Raw genomic sequence first — 16,422 nt, forward strand, 5'->3', positions numbered from 1 at the left:
ACGATGCGCGCCGTGTGCGGCGCGGGGAGGAGGCGGGCGGTTCAGCTTAGGCGCGGCGACGATGCGCGCCGTGTGCGGCGCGGGGAGGAGGCGGGCGGTTCAGCTTAGGCGCGGCGACGATGCGCGCCGATCAGCCGTGGCTGATGATCCACTCCGAGGTGAACTGCTGTTCGGCGCTCACCAGGTTGGCCAATTCTGTTCCGATGATCTTCTCCAGCTTGCCGCCGATGAGCGGAATCCGGACGTGGACCGTGAGTTGGCACTCCAGCCGCGAACCGCCCGACTCGGCCGCGGGGAACAGTGTTGCGGTGCCGGAGACTTTCGCCGGGGCGCCCGCGACCGATCCCGAGAAGGTGCTCGAGGCCGTGCCGTCGGTGACCGGGCCCCAGCTCTCCTCACGCCGGATGCAGAGGTCGCCGCGGTGCAACTGCGAGATCATCCCGGGCAGTTTGTCGCTGTGCACGATCTGCAGGGTGACCACCTCGAGGGCCCCGTTGTCGCCGGGCTCCAGCAACTCGAGTTTCGCGTCGTCGACACCGGAGGCCGCCAGCCTGGCCAGCCAGTAGGCCTCATCGGTGAAGGCTTGCAGGACCTCTTCCACGCTGTCCTGATACTCGGCGGACAAGTCGAATGAACGCGGCATAGCTGGTCAGGCTACCGTTACGGGCCATGAATGGGCGCGAAGTCGGATCCCTGGATGCCGGTGCGTCTGTCGCTGAGGCGGTGTCGCTGGCCCCGCTGACAACTTTGCGGGTCGGGCCGGTCGCCCGCCGTCTGATCACCTGCACCAGCACCGATCAGGTGGTCGCGGTGGTGCGGCAGCTGGACGCGGAACCCGCCGAGCGCGGCGCTGGCCCGCTGCTGATCTTTTCCGGTGGCTCCAATCTGGTGCTCGCCGACACATTGACCGATCTGACCGCGGTCCGGGTCGCCAACGGCGGTATCGCGATCGACGGCAACCTGGTCCGCGCTGAGGCCGGGGCGGTCTGGGACGACGTGGTGGTCGCGGCCATCGAACACGGGCTGGGCGGTCTGGAATGCCTGTCCGGCATCCCCGGCTCGGCGGGGGCGACGCCGGTGCAGAACGTCGGGGCCTACGGCGCGGAAGTGTCCGACACCATCACCCGGGTGCGGGTGCTCGATCGACGCAGCGGCGAAGTGCGCTGGATACCAGCCGACGAGCTCGGCTTCGGGTATCGCACCAGCGCATTCAAGCGCGCCGGCGGTGGGCACACCCCGGTGGTGGTGCTGGAAGTGGAGTTTGCGTTGGACGGTTCGGGACGCGGTGCGCCGCTGCGTTACGGCGAGCTGGCTGCCGCGCTCGGGGCCCAGGCCGGCGATCGGCCCGACTCGCGCGTGGTCCGCGACGCGGTATTGGCGCTGCGCGCGCGCAAGGGCATGGTCCTCGATCCGGCCGACCACGACACCTGGAGCGTCGGCTCGTTCTTCACCAACCCGGTGGTGACGCCGGAGGCCTACGAGCGGCTCGCAGCCCGCGCCGACGGTCCGGTGCCGCACTGGCCGGCACCCGGGGGCGTCAAGCTGGCCGCCGGCTGGCTGGTGGAGCGGGCGGGTTTCGGCAAGGGCTATCCGGGCGACGAAGCGGCGACCTGCCGGTTGTCGACCAAACATGCGCTCGCCCTGACCAACCGCGGCGGCGCCAGCACCGAGGACGTGATCGCCCTGGCCCGCATCGTCCGGGACGGGGTCCGCGACGTGTTTGCCATCACACTCGAGCCCGAGCCCGTTCTGCTCGGTTGCCCGCTGTAGCTGTTAATTTAGCCGCGGACCCGCGTCGTCATTGCGCTGTCGTGGCGGGCAACGACGGTGTGTCCCGGTATCTTTGGATGTCGTGAACACCTCCGATCGCCAGCCGCCGGTCAACCGGCGCCTGGCTTTGGCGGCCCTCGGGCTTGGTGTGTTCGCTCCCAGCGTGTTGGCCGCCTGCGGTGACACCGCGGCCAAGCAAGCGGAGAAGAACAAGGAGCGGGCCGCGCCGCATCTGAAATACCAGCCCGCCGACGCGGCTACCGACGTCGGGCCGATCACGCCGATCAGTGTTCAGGTCTCCGATGGCTGGTTCCAGAAGGTGGCGCTGACGAACTCGTCGGGCAAGCCCGTCGCCGGGTCGTTCAACGACGACCGCACGGTCTACACCGTCACCGAGCCGCTGGGCTACGACGGGGCCTACACCTGGAGCGGCTCGGTCGTGGGCCACGACGGCAAGACGATTCCCGTCGCGGGCAAGTTCACCACCGTGGCGCCGACGAAGAAGATCGACGGCGGATTCCAGTTGGCTGACGGCCAGACCGTGGGTGTGGCGGCCCCGATCATCATCCAGTTCGATGCGCCCATCACCGACAAGGCGACCGTCGAGAAGGCGCTCACCATCACCACCACCCCGCCGGTCGAGGGCAGCTGGGCCTGGTTGCCCGACGAGGCGCAGGGCGCCCGGATCCATTACCGGCCCCGCGAGTACTACCCGGCGGGCACCACCATCAACGTCGACGCCAAGTTCTACGGGCTGCCGTTCGGCGACGGTGCCTACGGCCTGCAGGACATGTCGCTGAAGATCGCGATCGGCCGCAAGCAGGTCGTCAAGGCCGAGGTCTCGTCGCACCGCATCCAGGTGGTCCGCGACGAGGGCGTCATCATGGACTTCCCGTGCAGCTACGGCGAGGCGGACAAGGCACGCAACGTCACCCGCAACGGCATCCACGTGGTGACCGAGAAATACGCGGACTTCTACATGTCCAACCCGGCCGCCGGCTACAGCCACGTGCACGAGCGCTGGGCGGTGCGCATCTCCAACAACGGCGAGTTCATCCACGCCAACCCCAGCAGCGCCGGCGCCCAGGGCAACACCAACGTCACCAACGGCTGCGTCAACCTGTCCACCGAGGACGCCGAGCAGTACTACCAGACCGCGATCTACGGCGACCCCGTCGAGGTGACCGGCAGCACCATCCAGCTTTCCTACTCCGACGGCGACATCTGGGACTGGGCCGTGGACTGGGACACCTGGGTGGCCATGTCGGCGCTGCCGCCACCGACGGCACGCCCGCCGTCGACTCAGATCCCCGTCACCGCCCCGGTCACCCCGTCGAACGCGCCAACTCTGTCGGGTACCCCCACTACTTCGACGTCTGGGAGCGCCACGACCACTACCGTTTCGCCTAGCCCCGGCGGTTAAACCGCCGGGTGTCGGCCTGGTCGCGCGGCTTCATCACGATCAGGTCCAAGTCCACGTGCGACGGCCGCGAGGCCACGAATCCGATCACCTCGGCGACGTCGGCTGCCACCAGCGGCGTGATGCCGGTGTAGACGGCGTCGGCGCGCTGTTCGTCGCCGTCGAATCGAACCAGGGAAAACTCGGTTTCCACTGCGCCGGGCGCAATCTCAGTGAGCCGTACCGGTTTTCCGAGTAGTTCGCCGCGCATCGTGCGGTGCAGCGCGCTCTGGGCGTGTTTGGCCGCCGTGTAGCCGGCACCGCCGTCGTAGATCTCCATCGCGGCGACCGAGGTGACCGTGACGATCAAGCCGTCGCCGGACTCGATCAGCTTGGGGAGCAGCGCGCGGGTGACCCGGAGCGTGCCCAGCACGTTCGTCTCCCACATCCACTGCCAGTGCGCCAGGTCGGCGTCGGCGACGAACTCCAGTCCGCGGGCGCCTCCGGCGTTGTTGACCAGCACGTCGACCCGGTTCAGCCGGCTCGCCAGCTCGGCGACGGCGGCGTCGTCTGTGACGTCAGCCACAATTGCGGTGCCGCCGATTTCGTTCGCGAGAGCGGTGATCCGATCCGCACGGCGGGCCACCGCCACGACGTGCAACCCAAGGGCCGCAAGGGTTTTGGCGGTCGCCTCGCCGATACCCGAGCTGGCACCGGTGACTACGGCGATTCGTTGGTCAGTATTAGCTGCAGTCATCGAGACAATTCTAATAAACGTGCTAAATTCCCTTTGTGCATCACAGCACCTTGTTCAACGCCACCACCGCGTGTCTGTGCGCGGCGGGTGCGTGTTGTTGCCGCGCACTTTGCCGCGCCTGACTCAGCACAGGTGGGGCCGAAGACCGGCCATAGAACTCGGACAAAGGATGCTCGTGCGCTCGACCACTCTCACCCATTCACACCATTCCACCACTCGCAAGAATCACCTGCGACTGCACCGGCAGATTCTGCCGCCGGCCCTGCACATCGCTGACTCGGCGGCGGCGTCGGTCTTCCGCGCGGTGCGGCTGCGCGGCCCGGTGGGCCGCGACGTCATCGCCGGCGTCACCTCGCTGAGCATCGCCACGGTGAACCGTCAGGTCATCGCGCTGCTCGATGCGGGCCTGCTTCGGGAGCGGGCCGACTTGGCCGTCTCCGGCGCCATCGGGCGCCCCCGGGTTCCCGTGGAGATCAACCACGAACCCTTTGTGGCGCTGGGCATTCACGTCGGTGCGCGGACCACCAGCATCGTCGCGGCCGACCTGTTCGGCCGGACGCTGGACACCGTCGAGACGCCCACACCGCTGAGCCCCGCGGGCCCGGCGCTGGCGTCACTGGCCGAAAGCGCGACCCGTTACCTGCGACGCTGGCACCGGCGCCGTCCGCTGTGGGTCGGGGTCGCCATCGGTGGCACCGTCGACAGCGCCACCGGCCACGTCGACCACCCGAGGCTGGGCTGGCGCCAGGCGCCCGTCGGCCCCGTGCTGGCCGACGCGCTGAGCCTGCCAGTGTCGGTGGCGTCGCACGTGGACGCGATGGCGGGCGCCGAGCTGTTGCTCGGCATGCGGCGGTTCGCGCCGAGCTCGCCGACCAGCCTGTATGTCTACGCCCGCGAGACCGTCGGCTACGCGCTGGTGATCGGCGGACGGGTGCACTGCCCGTCCAGCGGTCCGGGCACCATCGCCGGCCTGCCCGCGTACTCCGAGCTGCTGGGCGGCACCGGCCAGCTGGAGTCCACGGTCAGCGACGAAGCGGTGCTCGCCGCGGCCCGCAAGCTGCGCATCCTGCCCGCGGCCCCGCCGGGCCGCCCGAACGGCTCGTCGACCGGGATCGCGGACCTGCTGCGGCTGGCCCGGGCCGGCAACAAGCCGGCCCAGGAGCTGCTGACCGAGCGGGCCCGGGTGCTTGGCGAGGCGGTCGCGCTGCTGCGTGACCTGCTCAACCCTGACGAGCTGGTGGTCGGCGGCCAGGCGTTCACCGAGTATCCGGAAGCCCTGGAGCAGGTCGAAGAGTCGTTCGCCGAGCGCTCCGTGCTGGCGCCGCGCGACCTTCGGGTCACCGCCTTCGGCAACCGTGTGCAGGAGGCCGGAGCCGGGATCGTGTCGCTGGGCGGGCTGTATGCCGACCCGCTCGGTGCGATGCGCCGCGCCGGCGCCATCGGCTCCCGGCTGCCGGAGATCGCGCCCGAGAACACCGCGTAACGCGAGGTTCTGCGCACGCTTGAACTGGGCGCGAGGGCCGTCCTGTAAAGATGACAGTGTGCGGCACGACGACGTCCTCTCGCTGAACGATCCGCGCCGGGTGGCGGTGTTGGCCGTGCACACCTCGCCATTGGCCCAGCCGGGGACCGGCGACGCCGGCGGGATGAACGTCTACGTGCTGCAGAGCGCGTTGCATCTGGCCCGCCGCGGCATCGAGGTGGAGATCTTCACCCGAGCTACCGCGTCCACGGATCCGCCGGTCCAGCGGGTGGCTCCCGGCGTGTTGGTGCGCAACGTCGTGGCGGGGCCTTTCGAGGGCCTGGACAAATACGATCTGCCCACCCAGCTGTGCGCGTTCGCGGCCGGGGTGCTGCGTGCCGAGGCGTCGCACGAACCGGGCTACTACGATATCGTGCACTCGCACTACTGGCTGTCTGGGCAGGTGGGTTGGCTGGCCCGGGACCGGTGGGCGGTGCCGCTGGTGCACACCGCGCACACGCTCGCCGCGGTGAAGAACGCCGCCCTGGCCGAAGGCGACGCACCCGAGCCGCCGCTGCGCACGGTGGGCGAACAGCAGGTGGTCGACGAGGCGGACCGGCTGATCGTCAACACCGATGACGAAGCGAGGCAGCTGATTTCACTGCATCACGCCGCTCCCGCGAAAATCGACGTGGTGCATCCCGGCGTCGACCTGGAGGTGTTCCGCCCGGGTGATCGCGCGGCCGCGCGGGCCAGGCTCGGGCTCGCACCAGACGAGGACGTGGTGGCCTTCGTCGGCCGGATCCAGCCGCTGAAGGCGCCCGACATCGTGCTGCGCGCCGCCGCGAAGCTGCCCGGGGTGCGCATCCTGGTGGCCGGCGGCCCGTCGGGCAGCGGCCTGGCTTCCCCGGACGGCTTGCTGCGGCTGGCCGACGAACTCGGCATCACCGAGCGGGTGACGTTCTTGCCGCCGCAGTCCCGGCAGAATCTGGCCACCGTGTTCCAGGCCGCCAATCTGGTTGCGGTGCCTAGCTATTCGGAATCGTTCGGATTGGTCGCGCTGGAGGCGCAGGCGTGCGGCACGCCGGTGGCCGCAGCCGCCGTCGGGGGACTGCCGGTGGCCGTGCGCGACGGGGTGACCGGGACGCTGGTGCCGGGGCACGACGTCGGCGACTGGGCAGACGCGCTCGACGGGCTGCTGCGACTCGGCGCCGGGCCGCGGGGCCGGGCGATGAGCCGGGTGGCGGCCGCCCACGCGGCGACGTTCTCCTGGGACAACACCACCGACGCGCTGCTGGCCAGTTACCGGCGCGCGATCGGCAACTTCACCGCCGGCCGCCAGCACCGGGTTCGCGACCGGCTCTCGGCGCGCAAGCCGCGCCGTTGGACGTCGCGTCGGGGGGTGGGCGCATGAGCTCCGGCGCCCGCGGCGATGCGGAGCGGAGCGATGAGCAGGAGCGGCGTTCATGACTGTGCAGCAGGTGATCGAGCATGCGCTGCAGGCCAGCGAGCTGGCCTACTCGAAACACGAAGGCGCACATGGTGGTTTGCCCGGTCTGGTGGTCGAACTGCCCGGCGAGCGCAGGCTCAAGACCAACACCATCTTGAGCATCGGCGAGCACTCGGTGCGGGTCGAGGCGTTCGTGTGCCGCAAGCCCGACGAGAACCACGAGGGCGTGTACCGCTTCCTGCTCAAGCGCAACCGCCGGCTCTACGGCGTCGCATACACGCTGGACAACGTCGGCGACATCTACCTCGTGGGCCGGATGTCGCTGGCTTCGGTTGATGCCGACGAGATCGACCGGGTGCTTGGGCAAGTTCTCGAAGCGGTGGATTCGGACTTTAACACCTTGCTGGAGTTGGGTTTTCGCTCGTCGATCCAGAAGGAGTGGGAATGGCGGGTGTCGCGCGGGGAGTCGTTGAAGAATCTGCAGGCCTTCGCTCATCTGATCGACGAAGACGACGACGACTAGCTCCGCGAGCGCAAGCCGGCCGCGGTTTGTGGAACCCAACTTTCGCAGTGGCCTTACGCTCGGCGCGCTTCGCAGAGTGCGTGAGAGACTAACCGGCATGGGAGACACGGCCACGCTGGTATTGCTTCGCCACGGCGAAAGCGAATGGAACTCGCTGAACCTGTTCACCGGCTGGGTCGACGTCGGGCTCACCGAAAAGGGCCGGGCCGAGGCCGTTCGAAGCGGCGAGCTACTGACCGAACACAAGCTGCTGCCCGACGTGCTCTACACCTCGCTGCTGCGCCGCGCGATCACCACCGCGCACCTGGCGCTGGACGCCGCGGACCGGCTGTGGATCCCGGTGCATCGCAGCTGGCGGCTCAACGAGCGGCACTACGGCGCGCTGCAGGGACTGGACAAGGCCGAGACGAAGGCCAAGTACGGCGAAGAGCAGTTCATGACCTGGCGGCGCAGCTACGACACGCCGCCACCGCCCATCGAGCGGGGCAGCGAATTCAGCCAGGACGCCGACCCGCGCTACGTTGACATCGGCGGCGGGCCCCTCACCGAGTGCCTGGCCGACGTGGTGGTCCGGTTCCTGCCGTATTTCACCGACGTCATCGTGCCGGATCTGCGGTTCGGCAAGACGGTGCTGATCGTGGCGCACGGAAACTCGCTGCGCGCCCTGGTCAAGCACCTCGATCAGCTGTCGGACGAGGAGGTCGTCAGCCTGAACATCCCGACCGGCATTCCGCTGCGCTACGACCTGGACGCCGATCTGCGACCGGTGGTGCCCGGTGGAACGTATCTGGACCCGGAGGCGGCCGCCGCGGGCGCCGCGGCGGTTGCCAGCCAGGGCTCGCGGTAGCTTCCCCGGCGTGTCGCCGCACCATGCGTTTGCGGCACCGTTTTGCGGTTTACCGGCCAGTTGGCCAAATTTCGTGTGAACGGGGGCCGAACACCTGTAGCTCAGGTTGTGACTTGTCCGATTTTGTCCTCGTTCCGCTAGGGCTGCGTTCACCAAATTTGTAGGATTTTGTACGTGACCGTGTTCTCGGCGCTGTTGCTGGCCGGGGTGTTGTCCGTGCTGGCACTGGTCGTGGGTGTAGCGGCCGGCACTCGGTTGTCGCCGCGGGTAGCCCGACGCCGCCAGCGGGTGGCTGCTGAGTCGACCGGGATCACCGTTGCGCAGATGCTGCAACGGATCGTCGCGCTGATGCCGATGGGCGCCGCGGTAGTGGATACCCACCGCGACGTCGTCTATCTCAACGATCGGGCCAAGGAGTTGGGCCTGGTGCGCGACCGTCAACTCGACGACCAGGCGTGGCAGGCCGCGCAGCAGGCGCTCGCCGGCGACGACGCCGAATTCGACCTGCAGCCGCACAAGCGCGCGGCGGGTGGCCGGGCGGGGATCTCGGTGCACGGCCAGGCGCGGCTGCTCAGCGAGGAAGACCGCCGCTTCGCCGTGGTGTTCGTGCACGACCAGTCCGACCATGTCCGCATGGAGGCCACCCGGCGCGACTTCGTCGCCAACGTCAGCCACGAGCTCAAAACCCCGGTCGGTGCCATGGCGCTGCTCGCCGAGGCATTGCTGGCCTCGGCCGACGACTCCGAGACGGTGCGCCGCTTCGCCGAGAAGGTGCTGATCGAAGCCAACCGGTTGGGCGACATGGTCGCCGAGTTGATCGAGCTGTCCCGGCTGCAGGGTGCCGAGCGGCTGCCCAACGTGACCGCCGTGGATGTCGACAGCGTTGTCTCCGAGGCGATTTCGCGCCACAAGGTGGCCGCCGAGAACGCCAACATCGAGGTTCGCACCGATGCGCCCAGCGGCCTGCGGGTGCTCGGCGACCAGACGCTGCTGGTCACGGCCCTGGCGAACCTGGTGTCCAATGCCATCGCCTATTCGGCCCCGGGTTCGCCGGTGTCGATCAGCCGTCGCCGCCGCGGCGACAACATCGAGATTGCCGTCACCGACCGCGGCATCGGCATCGCGCTGGAGGACCAGGAGCGCGTGTTCGAGCGCTTCTTCCGGGGGGATAAGGCCCGTTCGCGCGCCACCGGCGGCAGCGGGCTGGGGTTGGCGATCGTCAAACATGTTGCGGCTAACCACAACGGCACTATCGGCGTGTGGAGCAAGCCGGGCACTGGATCCACGTTCACCTTGTCGATTCCGGCGTATCAAGAGGCCGACGGCGACGAGGAACCCGAGGCGCCCCGGGCTCGCGAATTGCGGCCCAACCGCTCACAACGAGAGGAAGAACTAAGTAGATGACCCGCGCTGACGACGATGCAGAGCGTAGCGACGAGGAGGAGTGGCGCTCATGACCAGTGTGCTGATCGTGGAAGACGAGGAGTCGCTTGCCGATCCGCTGGCCTTTCTCCTCCGCAAGGAAGGCTTCGAAGCCACGGTGGTGACCGACGGCTCGGCGGCGCTCGCCGAGTTTGATCGCGCCGGCGCCGACATCGTGCTGCTTGACCTGATGCTGCCCGGCATGTCGGGCACGGATGTGTGCAAGCAGCTGCGGGCTCGGTCCGGCGTGCCGGTGATCATGGTGACCGCGCGCGACAGCGAGATCGACAAGGTGGTCGGTCTAGAGCTGGGCGCCGATGACTATGTGACCAAGCCGTATTCGGCGCGCGAGTTGATCGCCCGCATCCGGGCGGTGCTGCGTCGCGGCGGCGACGACGACTCCGAGGTCAGCGACGGCGTCCTCGAGTCGGGGCCGGTACGCATGGATGTCGAGCGGCACGTGGTGTCGGTCAATGGTGATGCAATCACGTTGCCGCTCAAGGAGTTCGACTTGCTCGAGTACTTGATGCGCAACAGCGGACGGGTGCTCACCCGCGGACAGCTGATCGATCGCGTCTGGGGAGCCGACTATGTCGGGGACACCAAGACGCTCGACGTCCACGTCAAGCGCCTGCGGTCCAAGATCGAGGCTGACCCCGCCAACCCGGTGCACCTGGTGACGGTCCGAGGGTTGGGCTACAAGTTGGAGGGCTGACTGCGCTCGCGCGCAACACATTCGGGAACCCCAGTCCGCGTGCGGACGCGGAAGACTCGCCGGGCGCTCAAACGCCAGGTAGCTGAGCATGATGCCGGCTACCCGCGTGGTGCGGGCACTCTTCGAACATTGACTGCGCATGGTATTGCGCTCAGATCGACGTAAACCGCGGGTGTGCGGGTGTTGTTCCGAAAAGTCCTGCCTCACTGTCATTTTCGTCATTTCGCTACACAATTTTCCGCTGGTGTAAGCGCGAAGTCACGAGGCGTTCACGCGACTCCATTAAATATCCTTGCTATACGTGCGCCGAATAACGGGCCGATGGGAAAGGATCCGGCGAATGGATTTTGCGTTGCTGCCGCCAGAGGTCAACTCCGCGCTTATCTATGCCGGTCCGGGATCGGGGCCTTTGTTGGCGGCCGCGGCGGCCTGGGACAGTGTGGCCGCCGAGCTGGAATCCACGGCCGGCGGTTATGCCACGGAGGTCTCGGGGCTGGCCGGCCAGAGCTGGTTTGGCCCGTCGTCGGTCGCGATGGCGGCGGCGGCCACCTCCTATGCGGACTGGTTGTCGGCTGCGGCGGCTGCGGCCGGTCAGACCGCCGCCCAGGCGTACGGGGCGGCGGCGGCATATGAGGCGGCGTTTGCCGCCACGGTGCCCCCGCCGTTGGTCGCGGCCAATCGGGCGTTGTTGACGGGCCTGGTCGCGACCAATTTCTTCGGGCAGAACACGCCGGCGATCGCGGCGACCGAGGCCCAGTACGCGGCGATGTGGGTCCAAGACGCCACCGCGATGTATACCTACGCTGCGGACTCCTCGGCGGCGAGCACGTTGGGCTCGTTTAGTGAGCCGCCGCAGACGACGAATCAGTCAGGGCAGGATGCCCAGGCTCGCGCCGCGGCGCAGACCGTTGGTAATGCCACGAGTTCGCGGACTCAGTCCGTGGCACAGCTCAGCTCGACCAACACTGCCCAACAGGCGGGCTCCACCATCCCGGGAGACCCCCCCATCCCTGAGGGCTCCACCACCACCGTTCCGGCCGGCAGCACCCTGACGGTCGGGCCCGGTTCGGTCGCATACATTAATAGCGGCTCAGTCACCATCGCGACCACCAGCAGTGATGGTTCCGTCTATTTCGGGAGCGCTACCTCCATCATCGTGAACGCCGGTAGCGCCGTCACTCTTGGCACCGAAGCCGTGGGCGCCGACGGCGTGCTGTATCAGGCCGGCGCTACGGTGGCTGCCGGCGCCAATCCCCTTACCCTGACCCCCGTAGAGGCTTTCCCGGACGTCGTGGCTTACCTCATCAGCGGGTCCGCCGTCATTACCGGTAACCCGGTTGCGGATACGACCGGCATCGTCAACCTCAGCTCCTCCTCGATCACCGCCGTCGTCGGCTCCTCCGCCGCGTCGATCACCAACGCCACCGGCAGTGTCGGCTATGTCGCCGCCGCCCCGGCCGCTTCCAGCGGCGCGGTGCCTGGGCTCGGCTTGCTGACCAGCTCACCGGGCTTAGCGGGAACATCGGGAATCCAACCCCAGCTGGACGTGGAGGGGCTTCTGGAATGGGCCGGCACTCTATCGGGCACCGAGTTGGCCGGCGCGATCGGCTAAGGCAAGCAAGGGCAGCGAGGGCTGCGGGGCATCCCGTTCAGGGCGGGTGCCCTCGTGATCAACGCAGGCCCACTTCGGCGTGACCGGTGCCGAGCACCGACCACTTCCGGCCACCGAGTTCGACGTCGATGTCGGCCTGCTCGGTGTTGGTGCACACCACCGTGGCTCCGTCGGGATCGGTGTATTCGAGGCTGACGCACCTGTCCCGGGGCTGATGAACCCGGATGGTCACGTCGTGACCCTTGATGCGCCCCGCGAGTTGCCAGTGCGGCAGACCCAACGCGGCCCGCATCCGCGGCGCCGGCAAAGTGCTTGCGGGCCAATCCTTTCCGTCGATCCGGAAGCGGACGAAGGCCAGCGGCGGAAGCCGGCGCAGGCTCGGTTTGCGTGACACCGCGGCGACCGCCTCGACGACGTTGCCGCCGCCGAGGTCGGCGTGGATCCATCCCCAGCGCTCGGCATTGCCGTGCCCGTAGATGTGGGCGATGTCGCCGCGCCAATCCGTGACGTGGTGGGCGTCGTCGCCGACGGTCAGCGATCCGGCGAAGTCGGCGGTGGGTGCGATCACCACCTGGGCGGCGGGCAGCAGCTCGCGCTCCCAGGCCTGTCGGGGGAACGTCCACAGCGGCGCGCCGGTATCCGTCCAGGACAGTTCCCACGACAGCGAGCCGGCCCGCCCGGTCAGCTCGGCGGGGCCAAGCCGCATTCCGCTCACGTCGAACCACGTTGCGCCGGTGGCGGATTGGGCGGGCTCGGGGCCGAACCGCTCGGTGCGCGGCGGCCCGGCCGGTGGGAACCAGCTCGCCCAGCCGTGGGAGTAGGCGCCGCCGCCTCCGGTCGGGGCGAGGGTTTCGCCGTGAATCCACAGCCCGGTACGCGTCAGCGGATCCGACAGGGTGGCATACCAGACTTCGAGGCGCCCGGCGCGGCCCCGCCAGCGCGGGGCGGCAGCCGACCGCCTCTCGTCGTCCATGGCTCGAAGGCTAACCGGGCGGGCCCTGCGTGGTTTCGAAGACGGTCCGCACATCGTCAGTGGCGCTCAACGCGATACGGCGGCGCATGTCGTCGGTCATGGGCGGCAGCTCGTCGAGGTCGAACCAGGCCGCCTCGGTGTTCTCGTCGTCGGCGGGGTAAGGCTCTCCGGACAGCCATTGCATCCGGAACACGTGATCGAGGTACTGCGCCCGATCGCCGTTGGGATAGACGCGCGGGCCGGTCACGTGCACCCACGCGAGTCGGGTGGCCCGCGCGGTGACCCCGGTTTCCTCGAGGACCTCGCGGGCGGCGCCGTCCGCGGGGTTCTCGCCGGGATCCAGGATGCCGGTCACGGCCGTCCACGCCCCGTTGTCGGATCGCTTGACCAGCAACACTTTTCGATCGCGAATCGTGACAGCGCTGACGCCGGACAACCACAACAGCGCGTGGCCCACCGCGCGGCGCAGCTCGGCGATGAAATCGGGCGTCGGCACGGGGCGTGCGCCCGGTTACTCGGCGAGCCGTGTCGCCGGGTGCACCGCGATGAGCCCTAGCCCGCTGCGGCGCTTACACATTGCGGCCAGCTCGGTGTACGCCTTCGCGCCGAGCAGTTCGGTGAGCTCGTCGGCCAGGCTCTCCCACACCGGCGTCGCGCCGACGTGGGCGGCCGGGTCGCCCGTGCAATACCAATGCAGGTCGGCTCCGCCGGAGCCCCAGCCGCGGCGGTCGTACTCGGTGACCCAGGTCTTGAGGATCTCGGTGCCGTCGGGCCGAGTCACCCACTCCTGGCTGCGCCGGATCGGCAGTTGCCAGCACACGTCGGGCTTCATCGTCAGCGGCGGCACCCCGAGCTTGAGCGCCCTGCTGTGCAGCGCACAACCGGCACCCGCGGGAAACCCGGGCCGGTTCAAGAAGATGCATGCCCCTTTGTATTTGCGGGTGCGGTACTGCGGCTGCCCCTCATGTTCGTCGAGTTCTAGAAATCCCTTGCGGCCCAAGCCTTTTTCGCGGTACTGCCAGTCGGCATCGGTCAGCGTCTGCACTGCGTCGTCGAGCCGGGCGCGGTCGTCGTCGTCGGACAGGAACGCGCCGTGCGAGCAACATCCGTCGTCCGGGCGGCCCTCCACAGTTCCATGGCAGGCCGGGGTGCCGAAGACGCACGTCCAGCGCGACAGCAACCAGGTGAGGTCGGCGGCGATCAGGTGCTCGGGATTGTCCGGGTCGAAGAATTCCACCCATTCGCGGGCAAAGTCCAATTCGACCTCTTGCCCGGGTTCAAGGTGTGAATTCGACACGAATTCAAGGTTAGAACACAAATCCATCGGCCCGCTCAGCTGACACCCGGGCGTCGGCGGATGTGAATTGCCGCGCAACTGCGCGGGGTGCGGGACGGCTCACATCCCCGCACGATAGGTTTTTGGCGTGCGATTGGGCGTGCTCGATGTGGGTAGTAACACGGTGCATCTGCTGGTGGTTGATGCCCACCGTGGCGGGCACCCGACTCCTATGAGTTCGACGAAGGCCACGCTGCGGCTGGCCGAGTCCATCGACAACTCGGGCAAGCTGACCAAGCGGGGTGCCGAGAAACTGATTTCCACGATCGACGAGTTCGGCAAGATCGCCGACAGCTCCGGCTGCGAGGAACTGATGGCCTTCGCCACCTCGGCGGTCCGGGACGCCGAAAACACCGACGACGTGCTGTCGCGCGTCCGCAAGGAAACCGGCGTCGAGCTGCAGGTGCTGACCGGAGTCGCCGAGTCGCGACTGACGTTCCTGGCGGTGCGCCGGTGGTACGGCTGGAGCGCGGGACGCATCATCAACCTCGACATCGGCGGCGGCTCGCTGGAGTTGTCCAGCGGCGTCGACGAGGAGCCCGAGGTCGCGCTCTCGCTGCCGCTGGGCGCCGGGCGGCTGACCCGCGAGTGGCTGCCGGACGACCCGCCCGGCCGACGCCGGGTCGCGATGCTGCGCGACTGGCTGGACGCCGAGCTGGCGGACGCCAGCGCCGACGTGCTCGAGGCCGGCAGCCCCGACCTGGCGGTCGCCACCTCGAAGACGTTTCGCTCGCTGGCAAGGCTCACCGGGGCGGCCCCGTCGGCCGCCGGGCCGCGGGTGAAGCGGACGCTGACCGCCAACGGCCTCAGGCAACTCATATCTTTCATCTCTAGGATGACGACCGCTGACCGGGCAGAACTGGAGGGAGTGAGCGCCGAGCGGGCACCACAAATCGTGGCGGGGGCTCTGGTGGCGGAGGCGAGTATGCGTGCACTGTCGATAGAAACGGTGGATATCTGCCCGTGGGCATTACGGGAAGGTCTCATCTTGCGCAAACTGGACAGCGAAGCCGACGGAACTGCCCTCGTCGAGGCTTCGGTGCGTGATGCTAGAGGTCACGTGGTTGATCGGAACTCGTACCGATCGAGAGGCGACAAATCATGACCGGACCGCAGCCCGAGTCCGAAAACACCGGCACCCGACCGATCTCGGTGGCCGAATTGCTGGCTCGGAATGGAACTATCGGTGCCCCGGCGGTAACCCGGCGGCGGCGCCGCCGGCGCGGGGACAGCGACGCGATCACCGTCGCCGAGCTGACGGGCGAGCTGCCGATCATCCGGGACGAGGGACACGACACCGGCGCGCCCGGCCCCGCCAACGGATCCGTCGACGTCGCCGAACCCGCCACGCCGGTCGCCGACGACGAGCACGTCGCCGCAGAGAAAGCCAAGCCCCCCTACTGGACGGAGCCCGAGCCGCGCTGGCCCAAGTCACCGCCGCAGCCCGACCGCGCGGGGCCGCAACTGAGCTCCTACCCGCGCCCGCCGCGCCGCCCCGAGGCCGCCCAGGCCACGCCCGCCGCGGAGCGTGGCGCCCAGCCGGGCTCGCAGTCCGACGCGGAGACGATGAGGCCGGATCCGCTGGACCGGTACTCCGATATGCCGGTGGACGTCATGGACGCCGAGGTGCGCGAGGCCGAACTTGAGACGGAGGATTCGGCCTACGTGCGCTCCTACCTACAGTCGTCGGATCCGGCGGCCGGCTCGGATTCGACCCTGTTCGGCGGCGAGACCCTTGCCGATGAGGTGGCCCGGCGCCGCGGCGCCGAGCGGTCGGCGGGGTCCGGCGCTGCGGCCGGCGAGGCCGACCTGGACCGGGGCGAGCACGCGGCGGAGGCCGGTCGCGCCGCGCCGGCCGCAGACGCCCACCCGGGACCCGGCAAATTCGAGTCGCTGTGGCGCGGCAGCCTGATCGTGTTGCAGTCGATCCTGGCCGTCGCATTCGGTGCCGGCCTGTTCATCGCCTTCGACCAGCTGTGGCGGTGGAACAGCCTGGTGGCCCTCGTGCTGTCGGTGTTGGTCATCCTCGGCCTGGTCGCCGGGGTGCGAGTGGTGCGCAAGACCGAGGACATTGCCAGCACGCTGATCGCCGTGGCGGTCGGGGCGCTGATCACGCTGGGACCGCTGGTCCTGTCGTTGCAATCGGGCTAGGCGTC

The 16,422-nt window shown here is 68.7% G+C and carries 16 protein-coding genes; 11 read left to right on the forward strand and 5 right to left on the reverse strand.

The annotated features are described in order from the left end of the window. Positions 1 to 130: 130 nt before the first annotated feature. A complete protein-coding gene (locus MSG_RS03430; protein WP_096437120.1) occupies positions 131 to 643 on the reverse strand; it encodes a DUF2505 domain-containing protein in 513 nt (170 codons plus the stop codon). Between the two features lie 26 nt (positions 644 to 669). On the opposite strand from MSG_RS03430, the gene MSG_RS03435 reads away from it, so the two are divergent. Continuing rightward, complete coding sequence (locus MSG_RS03435) at positions 670 to 1,770, forward strand: UDP-N-acetylmuramate dehydrogenase (RefSeq protein WP_096437122.1); 1,101 nt, start codon at positions 670 to 672, stop codon at positions 1,768 to 1,770. Positions 1,771 to 1,801: 31 nt separating this feature from the next. Continuing rightward, on the forward strand, positions 1,802 to 3,193 hold the full coding sequence (locus MSG_RS03440) for a L,D-transpeptidase (RefSeq protein ID WP_096437124.1): 1,392 nt from the start codon (positions 1,802 to 1,804) through the stop codon (positions 3,191 to 3,193). On the opposite strand, the gene MSG_RS03445 is transcribed toward MSG_RS03440, so the two are convergent. Then, positions 3,177 to 3,926 (reverse strand): SDR family oxidoreductase, encoded by a 750-nt coding sequence (locus MSG_RS03445; RefSeq protein WP_096437126.1) that lies wholly within the window; start codon positions 3,924 to 3,926, stop codon positions 3,177 to 3,179. The two genes, MSG_RS03440 and MSG_RS03445, sit on opposite strands and share 17 nt — an antisense overlap. A 169-nt stretch (positions 3,927 to 4,095) precedes the next feature. On the opposite strand from MSG_RS03445, the gene MSG_RS03450 reads away from it, so the two are divergent. The 7 genes from MSG_RS03450 to MSG_RS25815 all read left to right on the forward strand — a co-directional run bounded on the left by MSG_RS03450 (position 4,096) and on the right by MSG_RS25815 (position 11,957). Further along, positions 4,096 to 5,409, forward strand: a complete 1,314-nt coding sequence (locus MSG_RS03450; RefSeq protein ID WP_096437128.1) for an ROK family transcriptional regulator — start codon at positions 4,096 to 4,098, stop codon at positions 5,407 to 5,409. Between the two features lie 58 nt (positions 5,410 to 5,467). Further along, the gene (gene mshA, locus MSG_RS03455) at positions 5,468 to 6,802 is read left to right on the forward strand and encodes a D-inositol-3-phosphate glycosyltransferase (RefSeq protein WP_170063133.1); all 1,335 of its coding nucleotides are present in this window, start codon (positions 5,468 to 5,470) and stop codon (positions 6,800 to 6,802) included. A gap of 52 nt (positions 6,803 to 6,854) precedes the next feature. Beyond that, positions 6,855 to 7,361, forward strand: coding sequence for a type III secretion system chaperone family protein (locus MSG_RS03460; protein WP_096437130.1), 507 nt, complete (start codon positions 6,855 to 6,857; stop codon positions 7,359 to 7,361). 97 nt (positions 7,362 to 7,458) lie between these two features. Beyond that, on the forward strand, positions 7,459 to 8,208 hold the full coding sequence (locus MSG_RS03465) for a phosphoglyceromutase (protein ID WP_096437132.1): 750 nt from the start codon (positions 7,459 to 7,461) through the stop codon (positions 8,206 to 8,208). A gap of 174 nt (positions 8,209 to 8,382) precedes the next feature. After that, entirely contained in the window at positions 8,383 to 9,612 is a 1,230-nt protein-coding gene (locus tag MSG_RS03470) for a sensor histidine kinase (RefSeq protein WP_096437134.1), read from the forward strand. Positions 9,613 to 9,661: 49 nt separating this feature from the next. Then, a complete protein-coding gene (gene regX, locus MSG_RS03475; RefSeq protein WP_096444012.1) occupies positions 9,662 to 10,345 on the forward strand; it encodes a two-component sensory transduction protein RegX in 684 nt (227 codons plus the stop codon). Positions 10,346 to 10,685: 340 nt separating this feature from the next. Next, positions 10,686 to 11,957: a PPE family protein gene (locus MSG_RS25815; protein ID WP_096437136.1), complete on the forward strand. Its 1,272-nt coding sequence runs from the start codon at positions 10,686 to 10,688 to the stop codon at positions 11,955 to 11,957. A gap of 58 nt (positions 11,958 to 12,015) precedes the next feature. On the opposite strand, the gene MSG_RS03485 is transcribed toward MSG_RS25815, so the two are convergent. The 3 genes from MSG_RS03485 to MSG_RS03495 are packed head-to-tail and all read right to left on the reverse strand — an operon-like array spanning position 12,016 to position 14,254. Continuing rightward, positions 12,016 to 12,930 carry a hypothetical protein gene (locus tag MSG_RS03485; RefSeq protein ID WP_181159117.1) on the reverse strand — a complete coding sequence of 305 codons (915 nt, stop codon included), beginning with the start codon at positions 12,928 to 12,930 and terminating at the stop codon, positions 12,016 to 12,018. Between the two features lie 10 nt (positions 12,931 to 12,940). After that, entirely contained in the window at positions 12,941 to 13,426 is a 486-nt protein-coding gene (locus MSG_RS03490) for an NUDIX hydrolase (protein ID WP_096437140.1), read from the reverse strand. A 15-nt stretch (positions 13,427 to 13,441) separates the two neighbouring features. Beyond that, entirely contained in the window at positions 13,442 to 14,254 is an 813-nt protein-coding gene (locus MSG_RS03495; protein ID WP_096437142.1) for a hypothetical protein, read from the reverse strand. A 100-nt stretch (positions 14,255 to 14,354) separates the two neighbouring features. Between MSG_RS03495 and MSG_RS03500 the strand changes: the two genes are divergently transcribed. Both MSG_RS03500 and MSG_RS03505 read left to right on the forward strand, forming a co-directional pair. Continuing rightward, the gene (locus tag MSG_RS03500) at positions 14,355 to 15,371 is read left to right on the forward strand and encodes a Ppx/GppA phosphatase family protein (protein WP_096437144.1); all 1,017 of its coding nucleotides are present in this window, start codon (positions 14,355 to 14,357) and stop codon (positions 15,369 to 15,371) included. Further along, positions 15,368 to 16,417 carry a hypothetical protein gene (locus MSG_RS03505; RefSeq protein WP_096437146.1) on the forward strand — a complete coding sequence of 350 codons (1,050 nt, stop codon included), beginning with the start codon at positions 15,368 to 15,370 and terminating at the stop codon, positions 16,415 to 16,417. The genes MSG_RS03500 and MSG_RS03505 overlap by 4 nt, the downstream gene beginning before the upstream one ends. Positions 16,418 to 16,422: the final 5 nt, after the last annotated feature.

It is taken from the genome of Mycobacterium shigaense, from assembly GCF_002356315.1.
GTDB lineage: Bacteria > Actinomycetota > Actinomycetes > Mycobacteriales > Mycobacteriaceae > Mycobacterium > Mycobacterium shigaense.